Source organism: bacterium (Candidatus Blackallbacteria) CG13_big_fil_rev_8_21_14_2_50_49_14, assembly GCA_002783405.1.
In the GTDB taxonomy this organism is placed as follows: Bacteria; Cyanobacteriota; Sericytochromatia; order UBA7694; family UBA7694.
The window spans coordinates 17,395-35,865 of sequence record PFGG01000039.1; the positions used below are offsets into that span (position 1 = coordinate 17,395).

Genomic DNA, 18,471 nt, shown 5'->3' on the forward strand with positions numbered 1-18,471 from the left:
GTCCCAGTAGGAGGACCCCTTGAGCAGCATTCGTTTCAACAGCAGCGCAGGCCAACCCATCAAACCTGAAGTTTTGAACCACGCCACCGCCAGCCCCCTGGTTCAAAACAATATCCAACTTCATTTGGGCAGTGCCTATCTGCGCGATTTTACCGATTCAGGCATTGAAAAATTTATCGCCAATCACCCCGAAGGAAAAAATCTCGACAAGGCAGAAGTCAAAGCCTTTGTTCAACGTCTGGCTCAAAATCCTACAGCTATTGCAGGCATGACCTTTGATCTGGCAGATACCCAACTGGGCCTAGCCAAGGGCGATGGGGTTGAACTGCGTCATTTAAATGGAGCGTTTACCCTCAATCTTACTGAACAGAAGCATCTGCCCGAAGGCACTTCGCCTGCCAATATTAAATTTGTAGATGTCACCTCAGTCAGCTTTGATGTGCAGGTACAAGAAAAGAAAATCGCGGCAGCCGAAAAAGACCTCAAAGGGCTTGAAACGCAATTGGAGCAATTGCGGAAGTCGCATGCTGATTTAAAAGACGAACAGGGCACAGCAGCCGATCGAATCGGAGGCAAAGCGCAAGACACCCTGAAAGAAACACGTGCCAAGCTGAAAGAAAACGATGAGCAAACCGCCGCTCTCACTGAAGACCTCAAGAAATACAAAACAGATCTTGCAGCTTTAAAAGAAAACAAAGAGATGCCCGCAGCAGATAAAGCCAAGCAGCAGACTTTGTTGGAGCGTGCCATTCGCGGTGCAGAGGGTGACTTAAGCCGGCTGCAAAAAGAGAAAACCGAACTGCAGAGCAAGCTCAAAGAAAAACACGGTCCGATTCTGACCACCCATTATTCGCTTGAAGATTTAGAAAAGCTGAATACCAAAGTTGAAAACAGCCAGGCACGGGTCAAAAACCTTGAGCAACAGGTCGAAAAAGCCAAAGCAGATCTGGCGGCCCTGCGCAAAGGGGAAACTCCAGCGGCCAAAGAGGGCACAGCAGCTGAGCAGCCCGCCAAACCAGCACCAGAGACCCCTGCGGCTGTCAATCAAGGCGATGGCGATGGCGTGGCCCCCGAAACACCTGTTGCTGCCAGTACAGGGCCGGGTGAAGAAGCTTTCGCCAAAATGGACATCGCCCAAAAAACACTGGCCCTGGCCGAGATGAATCAAGCCGACCAGAGCAAATACCTGGGCCTGCTCAGCGCCGATGAAAAAACCCAGGTCAACAGACGCGTGAGCTACCACCTGCAAAACTTACGCGAAACCCACAGCCTGCCCAATACGGAACAGGATCAAAGCACCCTCCAGGCCAGAGTTTCACAATTTGAAAAATTGCAGACAGCCCTGGCACAGGCCCCAACGGCACCTGAAACGCCCGCCCAGCCCCCAGCAGCAGAAACACCTGCCGCTGAAGTGCCAGCAGCTGAACAGCCCGCAGCCGAAACCCCTGCGCCAGAAACACCTGCCGCACAACCCACAGCGCCTGTCGCTGCCCCGCAAGCTCCGGCTCAACCTGCCGCTGCCCCCCCCGTTTCACCGGGTGCAGGCATTGGATTAGGCGAAGTGACAGAAGGACTTCCAGCCGATGTGCTGGTTAGCAAAGGCAAACCCCTGACCTTTAATGGCACAGTCTTAACCCTCTCCAACTTTAGCCAGCTGAATATTCAACAGCAGTTTGATATTCTCATGAAAGTGGATGAACGCCAGCTCAAAGATACCCTGCGCCTGGTCAAACGCGAAGATCGCGCTCAAATTCGAGAATTGGCAGGAGCCGTTGTCAGCAAATATGCAGCTCTCCAATCTCAGGCCATTGCCCAGCAACAGTCCGCAGCCAGCGCTTCAGGCAGCACGGGAGTGGCCAGCAGTGTCACCTATAAAAACCTCGATCTCTCAAGCTATATGACTGCTGAGTATGCGCAAAGAGCACAGTTAATCATTCAAACCCTGAATGAGATAGAAGCCGAAGAAAAAGCCGGGGGTATTCAAGGGCCCTCAGCAACCGGCCCCGGCACCCCCGTCAATACCCCAGGAGCCGCTGCGCAACGCTATACCTATACGGTCAAGCCGGGCGATAATCCTTTGGGCATTGCCGAGCGAGAACTGGGCGATAAATTCAGAGTGCATGAAATCTTCCAACTGAACCCCGGCTTGGAATTGGCAATGCAGCAGCGCGGTGTTCAAAATCGCCATGCTGAAAAATTGGATGCTTACGCTGAGTACAAAGAATTAATTCTTTCACGTAGCCCTTTGCCCCTGGATCCCGTGAAACAGCCACAAACGCCCAAGGTTCAGGCGCCCGCCAACCCCAGCGTAGAAGAAGTGGCCCCTCAACCCGTGGTGCAGCCCCAAGCCCCGGTGGCCTCCCAAGTGGTTGAAACCCCCGCACCGGCCGTAGAAACAGCTCCCGTTCAGCCTGAAGTAAAAGCCCAGGCGCCCGCCAGTGCCACGCTTGAAGAAGAGCCTGCGGCTCCTGCCAAGCCACCCGAAACACCGGTAGTTCAGCCAACGGCCCCCCAGCGTAAGACTTCTTAAGTTCCCTGCAATTTCTTCAGCCCTTGATTCAGAAATCTGAATCAGGGGCTGTTTTGCTGCTTATCACTGGCTTTGTTCCGTGCTACATTGATCTCAAATTCAGAATCAATGAGGCATGGGAATGGCTAAAAAGACTCCAGAATCTTCAAAACCAAGCAATAGCAGCAATTTAAAACCTGCCGCTAAAACCACAGCACGTGCAAGTGCCAAAGCGCCTGTCAAAGCCCCGGCAAAGCCCGCAACGGCTGCGAAGGCAAAAGCACAGGCAAACCCCACCCCTCCCCGCACCGAAGCCCCCACCATGAAACCGAGTTTTGAGCAGCATTTTAATGAGGCTGACAAAGCACTGACCCAATGGATGATTGAGCATCCCCGTGACGTGATCAAATATCGCCAGGAATTCATGCAACAGCTCTTGAAAAAGCGCTGCAGTTACGGCGAAGGGGGCATTTTACCCGTCACCCTCTCCCCCATGTTTCTCAAGCACGATTCACTGCAATTGATTGCCAATGTCGCAGAAACCCTCGACAAGGTCTTGGACAAAGCGATCGAACTGTATTTTCAGGATGACTTCGTCAAAAGCTATTTTCCCTATCCCGATATTCCCCTGGAGTGGATCAATTGGGATTACCGCTATAAAAAACCGACAGTTTTAAGCCGCCACGATGCGCTGTATGATGGCAAAACCCTCAAATTTATTGAATTCAATACCGACAATCCAGGCGGCAGAGGCTGGTTAGACACCTATGAAGACCTGCTGATTCATTCCCCGCTTTACAAGGATTTGATTGCAGAATATGCACAGACCTCTGATCGTCCCATGCTGCATGCCCTCAAGGAGGCACTGCTGAAATGTTACCGCGAATGGGGAGGAACCAAAGAAAGACCCCGCGTGGCCCTGGTCTCTTTCAAACAGTTCCTTTCGGGTTCTGACAGCGAAATTGTAAGGGATTATTTGATCGAACATGGCATTGAAGCCAATTTTGTCGATCCCCGTGAGTTTGAGTACCGCGATGGCAAACTCTACTCGGGCAATGTGCAGTTTGATATCGTCAATATGTGTCTGCGCTTTACCTTCTTCAAACGCTTTCCCCGTGAAATGAAAGATTTTCTCGATGCCCTGAGAGATGGTGCTGTCTGCTGTGTGAACAGTTTCAAGGCCACCCTGGGCTCACAAAAAGAAATGCTCTCTTTCCTCAGCAATGAAGAAAACCACCACTACTTTACAACTGAAGAAGCAGCGGCTGTCAAAGCATACATCCCCTGGACCCGCAAAATGGATGAAACCATCACCATTTCAAAGGAAGGCCAGGATATCTCACTCTTCAATTATGTCATGAAGCACCGTGAGGAATTGGTGCTCAAACCCACCTGGGCCGCAGGGGGGTATGAGGTCTATGTCGGCAAATACACCGACCGCGAAAAATGGAGCAATGCGATTGAAAGCGCGATGGGCTGTCCCTGGTGGATTATTCAGGAAGCCGTTGAAATTCCTGAATACGAATTCCCCGTGATCAAAGACAATAAAGTGGTTCTGGAAAAGAAAAATCTCAATCTGAACCCCTATGTCTTTGATGGCAAATACGTGGGTTGCCTGGGGCGGATTTCTGAGTCCAAGGTGATCAACGTGAGTGCTGGGGGAGGGATTATTCCTGTTTTCGCACTTAAAGAAGGCCAGGAAGGCCGCTGATGAATGCTGTGCCGATCACGCTTGCCCCTGGAGATGGGATCGGCCCAGAAATAACCCAAGCTGTTCTTCGGGTGCTTGAAGCCGGAGGGGCAGAAATTTCCCCTGAAATTGTGGAGATCGGCGAAGCTGCCTATTCCAAAACCTGTTTGGATGGAATTTCTGCCCAGGCTTGGGAAAGCATTGAGCGCACGGGCGTGCTCTTGAAAGGCCCCACCCAGATTCGGGAGGGGAGAGGCTATCTGGCTTCTACCCAGGCGCTTGAAATTCGCCTGGGGCTCTATGCCAGTTTGCAGCCCTGTATCTCCTATGCCCCCTATATCCCGAGCCAATTTAAAAAAATGGATGTAATCGTCATTCGAGAGAATGAAGAGGAACTCTATGGGGATCTTGAGTACCGCCAAACCAAAAATGTCTGCCAGGGCCTGAAACTGATCAGTTTACCCGGTACCTATCAAATCCTACGTTATGCCTTTGATCTCGCTCGCAGTTGCTCGCGCAAAAAAGTGACGGTCTTAAGCAAAGACAAGGTCATGGAATTTACAGATGGGTATTTTCACAGCTTGCTCGAAGAACTGGCTGCCTCTTATCCAGAATTAAAATATGAGCATCAAAGCCTGGATGTGGGCACGGCCTTGCTAACCGATCATCCAGAAAATTTTGACGTGATTGTCATTCCCAGTTTGTATGGGGATATTCTCTCGGCCCTGATCACCAAAGTCAGTTTCAGCAAGCCGGGCATGAGTGCCTACGCCGCCCTGGGCAAAAAACACATGCTGTTTGAAGCAGCGCATGATCCGGCCCCCGCTCTGGCGGGTCAGAATCTAGCCAACCCTTCTGGCATGCTGCTGGCAGCGATCTATCTGCTGATTCATATTCACCAGCATGAGGCCGCTGAACGGATTCACAATGCCTGGCTGGCCACCTTGGAAGCCGGCATTCATACCCCAGACATTTTCAGAGAGGAACAGAGCCTGCACCAGGTGGGCACCCTTGAATTTGCAAATGCGATTATTCCCCATTTGGGCATGCGTCCCCGTCATTTTCAGGCGGTCAATTACCAGCAAAGTGATTCTGATGCTTTTTTTGCGTTTAAACCCAAGCCCCCTCAAACCGAAATCGGTGAACGCACGCTGATGGGGGTGGATATCTTTCTGGATTATCCTGCCCATAACCCTGAAAAACTGGCACACAAACTCAAAAATTTGAATGCAGGGGTTTTGGATTTAGAATTGATCAGCAATCTGGGCGTCTTGGTCTGGCCCGAGTTTATTCCAGAAACGCGTATCTCTGATCACTGGCATTGTCGCTTTATGCACCAGGAGCCAGGCCTGTCGATCAGCGAAAGAGACATTCTCGATTTATTGACTGAATTGCAGGCCCAGGGATTTGATTTTATTAAGACTGAAAATCTGTATGCCTTTGGTGGCAATCCCGCTTTTTCAGCTTAAGGCCTTAGCCTTCCTGGTAGCGTTGATAAACAGCCGCTGGCGTATTCTGAAACTCGCGGGTATTGCGGCGTTGTTGCTGACGAATCAACTCTTCCTGTTCTCTGATCATTTTCAGTGCCAAAGGAAAGGTCATGCGAAAATCCCGCTTAAACAGCGGCAGCAAGCGTTGAAAAGCACGTTCAATATTGACAATCAGTTTACGGGCAATCGAGGCTTCATCGGCTTCCCAAGGAGCTAAAAACTCCATTTTAATCCAATCCAAGTCTGTACCCGATAAAAGACTGAAGACCTGATACAAATGTCCCTGCATCGCTACTGGCATCTCTTCAAAATGCTGGTCAGAAATGGCAAGCTCCAGAAATTCGTCCAAGCGATCGGCACGCGATAGAATCGAAAGCAATTTTTTTTCTTCAGGGCTCGCTTTGTATTCAGATGCAGATCTTAAGGGCTGCATTTGCCAAGCACTGAGCATTTTCTGGCCTTTTTGTTTGCTTTGCATCGTATCCATTTTCGCCAATGCATCTTTCAAAGGATCGCCTTGATCTTCAATCAGATAGGCTTTGCCAGATTTTTCAAGATGCTGTTTGCCCTGTTTATCTGAACGCCATTTTTCAAGCCATTCCTGCCCTTCCCAAATTCCCAGGGTTTGCATATTGGATTGAAATTCTTGCCAATAGTCTTCTTTCCAATTCCCCATCTCAGCCATCAGGTTTTTCATCCGCAGGGCCATGCGCGCTGAAAGCAAACTCGCTTTTGCAGGTGAAAGCCCCTGGGATATTATCTTTTCAAACCGGCTGTTAAAATCCTTACCAGGCAGGCTTGCAGTAGAAAGCAACTGAGCAAAATTGTCAGGTTTTAAGCTATTCACAAGTGCTTCGCGTTCTGCGGGTTCCCGCGTCCCATTGAGCACCTTCATCAGTTCTTCTGAGATCAGCTGCGGCTGGGCCTCTTTTTTGGGTGCAGCTTTTAGCTCACGTGTCTGAGAAACTGGCCGTTGGGCTTCCCATTTCTCGCGCTCCCGCTGATATTTTTCCAAACGCAGTTTATAATCCGAGGCGATCAAAGCAGCAGGATTGCCCAAAACCTGCCCTTTATAGCGAATCAAAACCTTGCGGGCCTGGGCAGAGGCCTCAGGAAAGGCACTTAAAAAACTTTCAATCAGCTTTTCGGTCAAAGGAAAAGTTGTTGGGCGTTGTTTTCCCGTTTGAGGATCTATGCGGTTATAAAAGATTGAGTTTTTATCGCTGCGCGTCAGGCTCAGCAATAAAAACTGAAGGGCACGCTCCAAGGGCAAGGAAACAAGGGGCAAACTTGATTCAAGACAGGCATCTCGCAAGCTGTCCATCACAATTTGGTATTCAGGGCTTGGATGCTGCGGATTGGTTTTTTCGACCAGCAGATAGGCAGATTTTAAAAGTTCAGGCGCCAAAATCTTTTCAAAAAGCTCAGCTGAGAATTGAAAGGCTTTCACTTTGTTGCCCTGGCGAAAGGCCTGAGCTAAATTTTCAGCTTTTTTAAGGGCCTCTGGAGAAAGTGAAAGACTGGGCTTTTTTCCTGCGAGCAATTGCATCAGCGAAAAAGAAAAAGCTTCTTCTGGTTTTAAATCAAAGGGGGGAAAAGCTTGTTCTGTCATGGTTTCTATCCTCTCTGCGCCCACAAGACAGATCTTGCGGTATCTGAGCTGACTTATCCCCCTGAGAAATAAAATCCTCCCTGATTTGACGAAGTCTTAATCTAAGTTAACAGGATCTTGATAATTAAAGCCGATAGCAAATAGAACCATAAAAAAAGCCCACCGAAAGGTGGGCTTCTCAAATCAAGATTTACAAAGGTTTAACGGCGAACCAAGCCACGGCCAGATTGTGCCAAAGCTTGAATGACCTTGGAACCCTTTACGATTTCACTCATTTTCACGCCACGGTTGGCACCGCCTGAAGAATAGCAACCGCCATTGGTATGAACACCCACGAGGTAGCCATCTTTGTCCAATACGCCTGAACCTGAACTACCGGGCTCAGTATCCAAATCTGCGTATTCCATATAGTTGCCTGACTCTCCCACTTTGGGGCCAGACTCGACGGTTTTGGCCTTGCCCTTGGGATGTTGAATAATCGTCAGCAGATGGTTGTTTTCAGGCAAGACAGGGCGAACAGGGGTCCAGCCGTATTTCAGGCCAGGTTTGCCATCAAGTTTGAGAATGGCGAAATCCAGGCCATTGATATGATCTTCAACCACACCGGCAATTTTAAAGTGTTCCTGGGGAAGCAATTCAGAAGAACCTGCTGCTTTTTCATAGTTGAAGACAGCAAATTTCTGGGTGATCGAAGCATCCACACAATGGCTGGCAGTCAGGAACATGTCTTCGCTGATCAGGGTGCCACTGCAAAATTTACGCGAAGAGCTGTCAGGGTTGCCCATCGCCAAGGCACCTACGGCGGCTTGGTGAGCTTTCACAAATTCAACGGGTTGGCCCAGGCTGCCATCATAATCATTGACGTTTTGCATATCGTCTTTGCCACAGATACTTTGAATATTGGTATCTGCCAAAAAACGGTATTGGCCAGGATTGCGCATTTTTCTCACAAAGTCTGGGTTATCTTTGCTGACAGAAGCAGACATTGCACGTACACCCAGATTGGCTTGGGCGTTCATTTGGGGCAATGCTTGGGGAACCTGCGAACAGGCAGCGAGCAGACTCAGGAGTGACAAACCGGCAATGATTTTTTTCATAGGATTCACTTTCATTAAATCTTGATTAAGAATATATTATCCTATCGCAATAGCAGCTGTCAAACTTGCTTCTTTTTTTGAAATATTTTAGAGTGTTTTTTCAAAGCGAACAGAGCTAAAATCACCTGCCAGTTTGCTGCTGCGCACTTTTACAAGATGCGCAGGCGAACTCAGGCTCTGGCTGACCAGATTGCTGGAAGAAGGGGCTGTTTCCTGATAGGAGACCACCAGTTCACTGCCCTTAATGGCCACCTGGGTGATCCGAATCGAATAGCCACCGGTTCGTTTTTGACCCGCAAAAACAGCAAGAACGGTTTCGGTTTCAAAATTGACCATGGGACGATCGCTGTTCGAGCCATAGTGACGCAGCCAAAGTTCCTGCCAGGAAGCTTCATCGCTGACGGCAAGATTTTCACTGGATAAAATCCGGCTGCTGCGGGTAGAAAGCGTTTCGAGCGTTAAAGCAGAGCTTCCTGTGGTGCCCTTCGCCAGATTCTGAAGTTTCTGAATCGCTTCGGGGGTGCCTTTGGCTGAAATCTGAACCGGATAGGATTCAAGGATAATCAGATCGGTGAGCAGGCCCTGGGCCTGAAGTTTTTGGGCTTCGGCAACAACGGCATCATTGGTTTCAATGCTGGGAAGAATTTTGGCCTGAATCATAGTGCTTCCAGGGGAGGGAGAACTGCTGGGTGTACTGCTGGGCGAGATGCTCGGGCTGGCACTCGGCAAAGGCGTTGTGGTGGGTTTGCGAATTCCGCAACCCGGCTCAAGCATAAAAACCAAAGAACTCAGAAGAGAGAGAAAGACAAAGCGGCTGGAAAACACGAAGGACACCTCGCAAAAAACGGATGTCCTATTCTAGCACGGCCCTTTCAATCAGCGAAAAGCCGAGCGGGGATTATTTCTGGGGAGTATGGTTGGTCAAATTGCTGTGGTTGATCCACGCCATTAAATCTGAGAGGCGTGTATATAAATTGCGCTTGAGGAGCTGCTCATAATCGGTGGGCCGATCCGGTTGCTGCAATAAAGCGCCAAATTGTTTGGCCAAAGGAACATGCGGAGGTCTGACCGGAGAGTGCATCCGAGCAAACTGTGCCGGGCTCAACTGTTTTTCAGGGCGGGCCAAAAGCCCTTCCAATACCCTGCCAACCACTTTGAGATCGGTTTCTGAGAGCGATTCAATCATTCCATGGATTTCTTCACGTGATAACATAGCTTTAATTTATACCCTTTTCCGATAAGCTGTTTACAATACTTAATATTAACATACAATCCGTTACATTAAAAGAGGATTTGAGAAAATTTGAATGTACAGAAGCCCGCTGATGATCACCCTTTGCAAGCACAAGCGCTCGCAGAAGCTGGCTTGTCTGCACAGCTGAAAGGCGAACTTGTACAAGCCCGAAGTTTATACCATCAGGCCCTGGCCCTCGAACCTTCGCTCTTTCAGGCCTGTTTTAACCTCGGTCTGAGTTACTATCCCAACCGCAAACAGACAGGGGAAAGCATTTATTGGTTCCGGCGCACACTTGCGCTGAATCCAGCCCATCTGAAAGCCACGATGTTGCTGGCTGAGTGCCTGTATTGGCAAGGCGAAGTCAAAGCATCCCTGCAAACTGTTTTGCGAACTTTGCCAGAAGGCAATCCCCAGGCCTTTTCAAATTGGACAGCCGCTGAACAGCTTCAGTTGAGAAAGCGTCAGATGATGGCAGAATCTTGGGTGCTTAAAACCGCGTTTGCCCTTGCAGAGTTTTCAGAGCAGGATTTTTTACAATTGCTGCGCGCCTGGGCGATCAAATGGGCAGATCCGCTCTTGCCTGTCCCGCCTGCGCAGGCGGTGACCCACTCAGGCAAAATTCGCCTGGGCTATTTTTCGCAGGAATTTGGCGGCTTTTCTTCAAGCTATCTGATGACACCGCTGCTCGCAGGTCATGATCGGGAGCGTTTTGAATTGATCGCCTTTTCAGATGCGCCAGACTCTCAAGCCAGTGACAAAAATTTTAAGCCCCTGTTTGATCGCTGGGTTTCAGTCTATGGCTGCGAGGCCTCAGAAACGGCCCGGCTGATCAAAGGCCATAAAATAGATATTCTCCTCGATCTGGGCGGCCATACCCATCCCGAACGTCTGCTGCTTTTTGCAGGCAAACCTGCCCCCCTGCAAATCACAGGCTTGGGGTTTGGAACCCCCGTCGCACTCAAGGCTATGGATGGCTTTATCACAGACCCGCAAATCTTTCCTGCAGAACTGGCTGAATGGATTCCTGAAGAAGTCTGTTATCTCAGTTCGGCCCTGCATTGGATCCCACCAGAAGAAGAGATTCCAATCCGTTCACGGCCAGCAGAACGCCCGTTTATCTTTGGTTCAGCCAATGGCCTTTACAAGCTTTCAGAGCCATGCCTGAACACCTGGGCAGAGATACTCAAGGCCTGTCCTGAAAGTTATTTAAGCCTGAAGGCAGCCCCACTGGCTTCAGCCGAAACCCGCAGGTATTATCACGATTTTTTTTCAGCCCGTGGCGTGAATCCTAATCGTTTGCTGCTTCAGGCGACCGAAGGGCGACGGCAACACCTTGAAAACTTTTACAATGGCATTGATCTCGCCCTCGATCCCTTTCCCTACCATGGCGGAGTCACCAGTTGCGAGGCCCTGTGGATGGGGGTGCCCGTGCTCGCCATGGCAGGCAGAATCCGCTGTGCGGAGAGTATCTTGCTTCGGCTCGGCCTTGAGGACTGGCTCATGCCAGATACCCAGGCCTATGTTCAAAAAGCCTCTGAAATCTACCGGCAGCCTGAAATTCTGCACCCACTCAAATTCAGTCTCAGGCAAAAACTCTTAAATTCTGTTTTCTGTGATATGCCGCGCTATGTGCGTGAAACAGAAGCCCATTACCTGCGCCTTTGGCAGAAAATATCAAGCTAAAAGCCCAGACTATTGGGTGGGTTTGTCTTGCAAATGTCCGAGATAATTGCTGAACAGAATTTGGCGGTAACGCTCACTCAAATGCCAGAAATGGATCCCCGTATCTCCCGTACCCAGGTAGATATTCACATCCATCGGCAGGTTCATAAAGGCCCGAAACAGCATATTGATACTGCCTCCATGGGCAATAATCCCCACCCGATGCGCGGGGGGGTGGTGGCAAAGCTCAGAAAAAAAATTTTCAACCCGGGATCTGAATTCAATGTCTGACTCTCCCCCTTGAAATTTTTCATAGGTTCTGCGCCCTTCGGCAGGATAGGGGTATTTATCAAGCGCTTCAGAGCGCAGCATGCCAGCCAGTTTCCCATTGTCACGCTCCATCAGGCGCGCATCAGTATGCACCTCCAAGGCCAAGGGCTTGGCGATGATTTCAGCGGTTTCAAAGGCCCGCTTCAATGGGCTGCTGATCACGTGCTGGAGCGGGTATTTGGCATAAATAAAGGCTGCTGCCTGGCGGGCCTGGAAGCGTCCCAATTCGGTTAAGAGAAAATCTGCCCTTCCCTCATGGCGCTCTTCAAGCTCCGCTTGCGACTGGCCATGGCGAATGATCAAGAGTTCCATGCTCAAGGCAGGTTCCCCGCTTCTGGCTGCTTGATGCCCTCTAAAGCCAGTTTCGCCTCTGTATGCTGGGGATTCATTTTCAGCAGTTCCTGCCAGGTTTGAATCGCGGCTTCGGTCTGGCCGGCTCTGAGCTGGCTCAAGCCCAACATATAACGCGCCTTTTCATGCTGGGGTTCTTGGGCAAGCACGGCCAGAAAATTCTGGGTCGCTTGCTGCCAGCGGCGTTGGTAAAATTGACTCAAGGCCAGATTATAGCGGATCGAAAGATTCTCAGTGCCCGAACTCAAGGCTTGATTAAAATAGCGGTCAGCGAGGGTAAAATCACCATCCTGAAGCGAATAGCGGCCCAGTTCATTCAAGAGCAAGACATTATCCGGGTTGAGCTGTACCTGTTCTAAAAGATAAAGACTGGCCTGATCGCGCTTTTGATCGTCTTCAGGGCGAAAACCACTGCTGCGTAAGTGTTTGCGAAAATAATCAAGGGCTTCTGGATATTCTTTGCGCAAGGCAAAGATTCTAGACAGTTTAAGATACGACCAGGACTGAAACTGGCGCTCTTCTTGCGTTGCCAACATATAATAACGGATAGCCGCCTCGAAATCATTGGCATTGCTTTCAATCTCACCGAGCTTAAAATAAATCGCACCGCGTGAAATATTCTCAGTCGGATCCTTTTCATAGCGCTCCAGGGCCTGTAAGAGATAGACCCGCGCTTCCTCAAAGCGTCTTTGCATAAACAAGGTTTTGGCCCTGACAAAGGAGAACGCAGCACTTTCAGGAAAGAGCGCTTCAGCCTGCTTAAACAGAGCAAGCGCGCGTTCGGTCTGACCCTGACGCCAAAAGACATAGCCCAGATTCATTTGACTGAAGCCAAATTGGGGATTCAAAGCGATACTTTTTTCATACCAGGTCTGGGCAAGTTGGGGATTGGGGCTGGCAAAAATAACACGGGCCGCCAGGAAATACAAAAGAAAATTCTCGGGTTCAAGGCGCAGAGCGGCCTGTAAAGCCTGTTCTGCTCGCTCAAAATCCTGAGCCAGGGTATAGACTTCGCCCATGCGCAAGGGAATCAAGGCCACATCAGGAAGCTGGCTCTGGGCCTTCTTTAGCCAAAACAGTGCAGAAGAAGTGTCAGGTTCAAGCGCATATTGAGCCTGTTTCAAATAACGATTGCCAAGAGCCAGCGCGACCCAGGGGTCTTCAAGATCTGCGCCTGCCTGACGCAAAGCCTGAATCTGAAGCTCAGGTGTTTCGTCGCTGGCCTGTAAATAACTCAAAATCGCATCTGTATTTTTCGCATCCCGCAGCCAGATCTCCCGCAGGGTCTCCAAGCCCTTTTGACGCTCACCACGCGCAAAATAGACCTGTGCCAAGGCCAGATAGACCTGATCAAGGGGAGCCCCTTTTTGCAGTGCCCGATTGGCATCCTGCAAGGCGCTTTCTAGCCGTTGCTGTCGGGTTCCCGGTTCAATCAGCGCCAGTCGGGCTTCAAGCTCTGCGCGCAGGCCATAGGCCCGAGCGAAATCAGGATCTTGTTCCAGGGCCTGATTCACCTGTTTCAAGGCGCTTTGCAAATCTGTTGGGGTTTCACTGCGGGCCCGATCACGTGCTTCCCGGTAGTGCTGCAAAGCCGGAGAAGATTCGGTCATGCGCGCCATTTGCAGGCGTGGGCTTTGGCGCAAGGTTTTTAAAACACTGCGCGATAATTCTTCCTGCAGGGCAAAGATATCTGCTGAAGAACCTTTGATTTGGGTAGCAAATTCAGGCAAAATTTGACCCGTTTTCACATCCACCACGCGGGTACTGATCAACAGGGTCTGCCCCTGTTTCTGGAAATTGCCCAAGAGGATCTGCTGGGCTCCCAAGAGCTTGCCCAGTTCGGGCGCAGATTGGGGATCGGCAAAGGCCGACTGTGTAAAATACTGTTCCTGTAAAACCACTTGAATTTGATTGCGTTCAATCAACTGAAGATTTTCTACCCCTGTCAGGGCCTGGGTCAAACTTTCAGATAAACTCTCACTGAGCCAGGCATCTTCGCGATTTTGGGAAAGATTGCGAAAGGGCATGACCACCAAACGCAAAGACTGGGCAGCAGGAGACTGTGTCGCCAAAGGCGGGGGGGCAGCCAGCACGGCCTGGGGAGCGAAAACACCCAAACTGGCAGCGCAGATCAGAGGCAGCAGAAGTCGACGTACCGGGAGAATAAATTTCAGATCGTTCATGCTTTTGGTTGCTGAGAACCTCACTGGTTTCTTACCAAGATAGCATGAAAACCCTCAAATATCGCGCAAGTCTGTTACCTTTTTTCGATATACTAAGAATAGCCCTGCCGCGGAGGAATCGCTGTGAGTGATTTAAGCTGTGGACCCATGTCCTATTATCCCCCTGAGCCCTTGGTCTGTGAAGCTCCCCCCCCTGAAACCCTGGTCTGTGAAGCTCCTGCTGCTCCGCCGCCCAAACCAGCCCCAACCCGCGATCATCTTCCCAAGCCCCCATCGCCTGGAAAAAGCAAACCACAACTGTCTTTTATTGATCCGGGAGAAGAACTTGTCTGTAAAGCCCCTCCCTCGACAAGCTTTGAAATGCGACCAGCTCCAATCCCCGCCAGTCAGTTTGATGCCAGACTTGAAAACAGCAGCCTCATGGCCACTCTGGATCTCGAACTGACCGATCATGATGGGTTTCAAACCCGCAGCCAGGGAGATATTCAGGGCACAATCCAATCTGGCAGTTTGACACTCAACAGGGACAGTTTTTTGCCTGCGCTGCAAGCCTTAAAGGGTCAAAAGCAGGAAAACGCAGCCACAAATACCAGCACTGAAATTAAAAATATCCGCTTTGATGCCCATACCCAGGCCTATATCCTGGATTTAGAAGTCACCAAAAAAATCCTGAAAATTCCTGTTTGGGATAATTTTCAAGTACAGTTTAAAGCCAATTCCCAAGGCCAGCTGGAAGCCGTTTTAAAAGACAATTGGTTTCCTGATGCCAAAATTCTGAACCAGCTTGAGGCCAGTATTCGCAGTACCATGCGCAAAAAGGTACCCGCCTCGGTTCAGGAGACCGTGCGTTTAAACACCCGCCAGCAAGACAACCGACTGATTCTTGAACCTGAAATCAAAAAGCTTGAAATCCCGTTGGGGCAAGGAACAGGCCTGACCCTGACAGGGGTCAATGCCTCCCAAGCCCACCTGAAGTTTGATGCTGCCGGAAATCTGGGCGTGAACCTCAAGCAGATTCCCTTTCAAGCCAGTTCAAAGCTTGACGGGCCTGAAAGCCAAATCGCCGGGCCGGCAGATAAAATGCAATTGCATGTGGATCTGGCTTTGGGCAAAGATCAAAGTCGCCAAGTTTTTGCAAAAGGCAAACTCCATCTCGATCTTTCAGCCCAAGAAACCCCCCAGGTCAAATTGGGCAGCGATCGTCTCTCAGATTTTTTAAAGTCTGGCACCTTGGTTTCAGACTTTTCGCTGCATCTGAAACAAGTACCCGGGCAGAGCCCGCAATTGGCGGCTCATAGCGAAGTCAGCGTCAAAAATGCAGATCTCGGTCAGGGACAACCTGTGGAGCTGAAAACCTCCCTGCAATTGCATTTTGATCAAAACCAGGGTCTGATCCTCGAAACAGCAGATCACAGCTATGATCCCCTGAAACTCAATACCACCCAGAATGGTGTCGAACTCTTTATCGACGGCAAAGAGTTTTTTCCGAAAATGAAAGCCATGATCCAATCGGCCCAGCATTCAGTCGATCTTGAAACCTTTATGTTTACAGACGACGCCGTCGGCAATGAATTGGCCACCCTCCTGGCTCAAAAAGCCGCAGGGCTGGACGCCAGTGGCAAAAAACTGGCCACAGCGACTGGGGTGGCCGTGCGCTTTATCTTCAATTCCTGGAAAGGCAATGCCGCAGATGGCGAAGCCAGTGCACGCATGTTGGAAAATGCCCGCAAGAAAATTGCCAAGCAGATTGAAGCTTCAGCTTTGACCCCCCCTCAAAAACAAGCTGCCCTTTCGAATTTGGAGCGCAATTTAAATTGGACTTTTTTCTCAGAAGGCATACTGCGCTCTGATCACCGCAAAGTGATGGTGATCGATGGGGAACAGGCCAGTGTAGGCGGCATGAATCTGGGAGAACACTATCTCGGCGAGAAATCCTACCACGATCTCAGCATTCGCATGGCCGGCCCTGAAGTGAGAGAAGTACAAAGAGAATTTTTAGAAAACTGGTACGAATTTCGCAAAGAAACCCCGCCCACTGACTGGCAGGCCGAATTGAAAAGCCCTGAAGAATTAAACAACCGCTTAGCGACCCTGCAAAGCCAAGGCCATTTTCGCAATACAGCCCAGGTTCAAACCCTGGTCACCGACGACCGCCAGGTTGATATTGAACGGGGCTTGGTCAAATTGATTGATGAAGCCCAAAGCGAAATCAATATCGAACAGGCATTTTTCTCAGACGAAACGATCCTCAAACACCTCAGCGCTGCGATCGATCGGGGCGTCAGGATCAATATTGTCGTCGCTGAAACCCCTTTGGCAAGTGGGGTGTTTAGCGCGGCCAACCTACTCTCGGCCCATGCCCTGGCGAAACGCAAAGCAGCAGGAGCCTTGGGAGATGTTCACTATTTCAGCTATGCGCGTCCCGCAGCAGAAGCCAGCAGTCAAATTCACGCCAAGGCCGTATCTGTCGATGGCAAAAGAGCCCTGGTAGGCTCCGCCAATTTAATTGGCCGCTCTCTGGGCAGCCCCTTTACCAGACAGGACAGCGAAGGAAAGACTTCACAAGCGCTGTTTAATAAAGAAATGAGTCTTTTGCTGGAAAACCCTCAATTTGTTGAAGAAATCAACCAGCGTTTGTTTCAGCGCGACCAGGTTCACTATAGCCGGGAATTGAATGCCGAGGAGATCCTCAAGGCTGTCGAAGCCGCAGGCGGGGAGAAAGCGTTGCGCATGCAGGCCCTGGCTGCCCCATTCACCTAAAGGCTGAAAAAACGCGATATTTTTTCAAGTAGATTTTCACGACTGGGGGAGTGCTCGTTTTCCTGGGCAAGTTCTTTTTTCACCTTGCGGTATTCACTCTGGCGTCGCACCAAAACATCGGCAAGGTATTCAGCCAATTCAGGACGCTTCTGCAGAATCATTTGAAAGGTATTTTTGTCAAGTTGATAACAGATCACCTCGCTTAAGGCAATCACGGTTGCTGTGCGGGGTGCACCGGTCAGAAGTGACATCTCCCCAAAAAAATCACCGGCCCCAAGCTGGCGAACTTCTTTGCTCAGCCCCTGTTCATTCTTCATCTGAACAGAGACATTCCCTGACTGAATAATATAGAGCCAATGGCCTTCAGCGCCCTGTCGAGTCAGCACTTCCCCTTTTCCGAAGGGGGCAAGCACCAATTTTTGGGCGAGCCATTCCCGCTCCTGGGGTTTCAGCGTCTGAAACAGTTCGAGGGGAGCCAAGTAGTTGATGCGCTCAGTCACATCAGCAGGCGTGATTTCAAGCCTTGAATTTTCAAGCTTTTCTTTCATGAAAATTTGCTGCTGGGTCATCGCCATCTGAATACCTGCCCGCTGCAGGGCAAAATAGAGGCGGGTGCGAATTTCATGATCGGTGGGATCATCGAGGGCCAAATCGGTCAACCAATACCGGATCGCATATTTGGCATAGCCCAATTCATAGCTGATCAAAATACAATTCGGAGCAGGCGCATCGGAGACTTGAGGCAAAAATCCAGCTTCCCGCTGCAGCATTTTGCCCGCTGCTGCAAGCACTTCCGAAGGCGGGGTCTGATAATCGACTTGAAAATAGACCCACCTGCGCCATTGCTGAGGTTGGTGCTGGCGCTTGCCCAAAACCAAAACCTTGTTTTTCATGAGCAGACTGTTGGGCAAAATCACGGTTTCCCAATTGCGGGTTTCAAGCGCAAGATAGCGCCAATGAATTTCACTGACGCGCCCTTCAAGCCCCTCTACCCGAATCCAATCGCCAACGGTCAGTGAATGATCCATTTGCAGGGTCATGCCGCTGATAAAATTCCCCAGGGTATCCTGAAGTGCCAAGCCCAATACTGCGGTTAAAACGGCTGAAGTGGGAATCAAAGCTGAGAGATTATAGCCAGCAGTTGAAAAAAAGATCGAGCCACTGAAAAGCATCAGGCCTGCAAAAAATAAATCCTGAAGAATGCGGGGCGGAACCGCTCCCAAACGGGGTATCAGACGTTCAAAAATCAGATGGGTAAACTGACTGCCTAAAACGGCATAGCCAATCAACAAGGTGGCAAGACGCAGTGGCGCAAGGTAGCCAGGCAAAACAAACTTAACCAGCAGGGTTGAAAACAAGGCTGCATAATAGGCAAGCATGACGAGTTTCAGACGTTGTCTGGGGTATTGAACCCCACGCAATAAGACCCCCCCAAAAAAACTTCCCAACAAAATCACAGGGAAATGGGTGAGTTCCAACTCGAGCCAAATCGGATTCCAAAATTCTAAAATTTTATTCATAACTTAGTTTATCGCATAATCACCTCTCCC

General features: G+C 50.1%; 12 protein-coding genes. 5 read left to right on the forward strand and 7 right to left on the reverse strand.

The features are described from left to right. The first annotated feature begins 19 nt into the window (after positions 1-19). From COW20_08805 to COW20_08815, 3 genes are all read left to right on the forward strand, one after another. Complete coding sequence (locus COW20_08805) at positions 20-2,530, forward strand: hypothetical protein (protein ID PIW48592.1); 2,511 nt, start codon at positions 20-22, stop codon at positions 2,528-2,530. 115 nt (positions 2,531-2,645) lie between these two features. Further along, entirely contained in the window at positions 2,646-4,220 is a 1,575-nt protein-coding gene (locus COW20_08810; protein ID PIW48593.1) for a hypothetical protein, read from the forward strand. Continuing rightward, positions 4,220-5,668 (forward strand): isocitrate dehydrogenase, encoded by a 1,449-nt coding sequence (locus COW20_08815; GenBank protein PIW48594.1) that lies wholly within the window; start codon positions 4,220-4,222, stop codon positions 5,666-5,668. Before COW20_08810 ends, COW20_08815 begins: the two co-directional genes overlap by 1 nt. Positions 5,669-5,672: 4 nt before the next feature. Here COW20_08815 and COW20_08820 read toward each other — a convergent pair whose 3' ends face one another. The 4 genes from COW20_08820 to COW20_08835 all read right to left on the reverse strand — a co-directional run bounded on the left by COW20_08820 (position 5,673) and on the right by COW20_08835 (position 9,584). Then, positions 5,673-7,301: a hypothetical protein gene (locus COW20_08820; protein ID PIW48595.1), complete on the reverse strand. Its 1,629-nt coding sequence runs from the start codon at positions 7,299-7,301 to the stop codon at positions 5,673-5,675. A gap of 200 nt (positions 7,302-7,501) precedes the next feature. Further along, positions 7,502-8,413, reverse strand: coding sequence for a hypothetical protein (locus COW20_08825; protein ID PIW48596.1), 912 nt, complete (start codon positions 8,411-8,413; stop codon positions 7,502-7,504). 72 nt (positions 8,414-8,485) lie between these two features. Next, entirely contained in the window at positions 8,486-9,223 is a 738-nt protein-coding gene (locus COW20_08830) for a hypothetical protein (GenBank protein PIW48597.1), read from the reverse strand. Between the two features lie 73 nt (positions 9,224-9,296). Then, complete coding sequence (locus COW20_08835) at positions 9,297-9,584, reverse strand: hypothetical protein (GenBank protein ID PIW48598.1); 288 nt, start codon at positions 9,582-9,584, stop codon at positions 9,297-9,299. A gap of 117 nt (positions 9,585-9,701) precedes the next feature. Between COW20_08835 and COW20_08840 the strand changes: the two genes are divergently transcribed. After that, on the forward strand, positions 9,702-11,318 hold the full coding sequence (locus tag COW20_08840; GenBank protein PIW48599.1) for a hypothetical protein: 1,617 nt from the start codon (positions 9,702-9,704) through the stop codon (positions 11,316-11,318). A gap of 9 nt (positions 11,319-11,327) precedes the next feature. Here the strand turns inward: COW20_08840 and COW20_08845 are convergent, their stop codons facing one another. Together COW20_08845 and COW20_08850 are read right to left on the reverse strand one after the other, a co-directional pair. After that, positions 11,328-11,939: a histidine phosphatase family protein gene (locus COW20_08845; GenBank protein ID PIW48600.1), complete on the reverse strand. Its 612-nt coding sequence runs from the start codon at positions 11,937-11,939 to the stop codon at positions 11,328-11,330. Positions 11,940-11,941: 2 nt separating this feature from the next. Then, complete coding sequence (locus tag COW20_08850; GenBank protein PIW48601.1) at positions 11,942-14,161, reverse strand: hypothetical protein; 2,220 nt, start codon at positions 14,159-14,161, stop codon at positions 11,942-11,944. 147 nt (positions 14,162-14,308) lie between these two features. Here COW20_08850 and COW20_08855 point away from each other — a divergent pair, with 147 nt between their 5' ends. Then, positions 14,309-16,921 (forward strand): hypothetical protein, encoded by a 2,613-nt coding sequence (locus tag COW20_08855; protein PIW48602.1) that lies wholly within the window; start codon positions 14,309-14,311, stop codon positions 16,919-16,921. Here the strand turns inward: COW20_08855 and COW20_08860 are convergent. Beyond that, positions 16,918-18,441, reverse strand: coding sequence for a mechanosensitive ion channel protein MscS (locus COW20_08860; protein ID PIW48603.1), 1,524 nt, complete (start codon positions 18,439-18,441; stop codon positions 16,918-16,920). The genes COW20_08855 and COW20_08860 overlap by 4 nt on opposite strands. Positions 18,442-18,471 lie beyond the last annotated feature (30 nt).

Coding starts and splice junctions, on each gene's coding strand:
- COW20_08825 (PIW48596.1), bottom strand. CDS start 8,413: ATGAAAGTGAATCCTATGAAAAAAATCATTGCCGGTTTGTCACTCCTG.
- COW20_08820 (PIW48595.1), bottom strand. CDS start 7,301: ATGACAGAACAAGCTTTTCCCCCCTTTGATTTAAAACCAGAAGAAGCT.
- COW20_08835 (PIW48598.1), bottom strand. CDS start 9,584: ATGATTGAATCGCTCTCAGAAACCGATCTCAAAGTGGTTGGCAGGGTA.
- COW20_08815 (PIW48594.1), top strand. CDS start 4,220: ATGAATGCTGTGCCGATCACGCTTGCCCCTGGAGATGGGATCGGCCCA.
- COW20_08850 (PIW48601.1), bottom strand. CDS start 14,161: ATGAACGATCTGAAATTTATTCTCCCGGTACGTCGACTTCTGCTGCCT.
- COW20_08855 (PIW48602.1), top strand. CDS start 14,309: ATGTCCTATTATCCCCCTGAGCCCTTGGTCTGTGAAGCTCCCCCCCCT.
- COW20_08860 (PIW48603.1), bottom strand. CDS start 18,441: ATGAATAAAATTTTAGAATTTTGGAATCCGATTTGGCTCGAGTTGGAA.
- COW20_08810 (PIW48593.1), top strand. CDS start 2,646: ATGGGAATGGCTAAAAAGACTCCAGAATCTTCAAAACCAAGCAATAGC.
- COW20_08845 (PIW48600.1), bottom strand. CDS start 11,939: ATGGAACTCTTGATCATTCGCCATGGCCAGTCGCAAGCGGAGCTTGAA.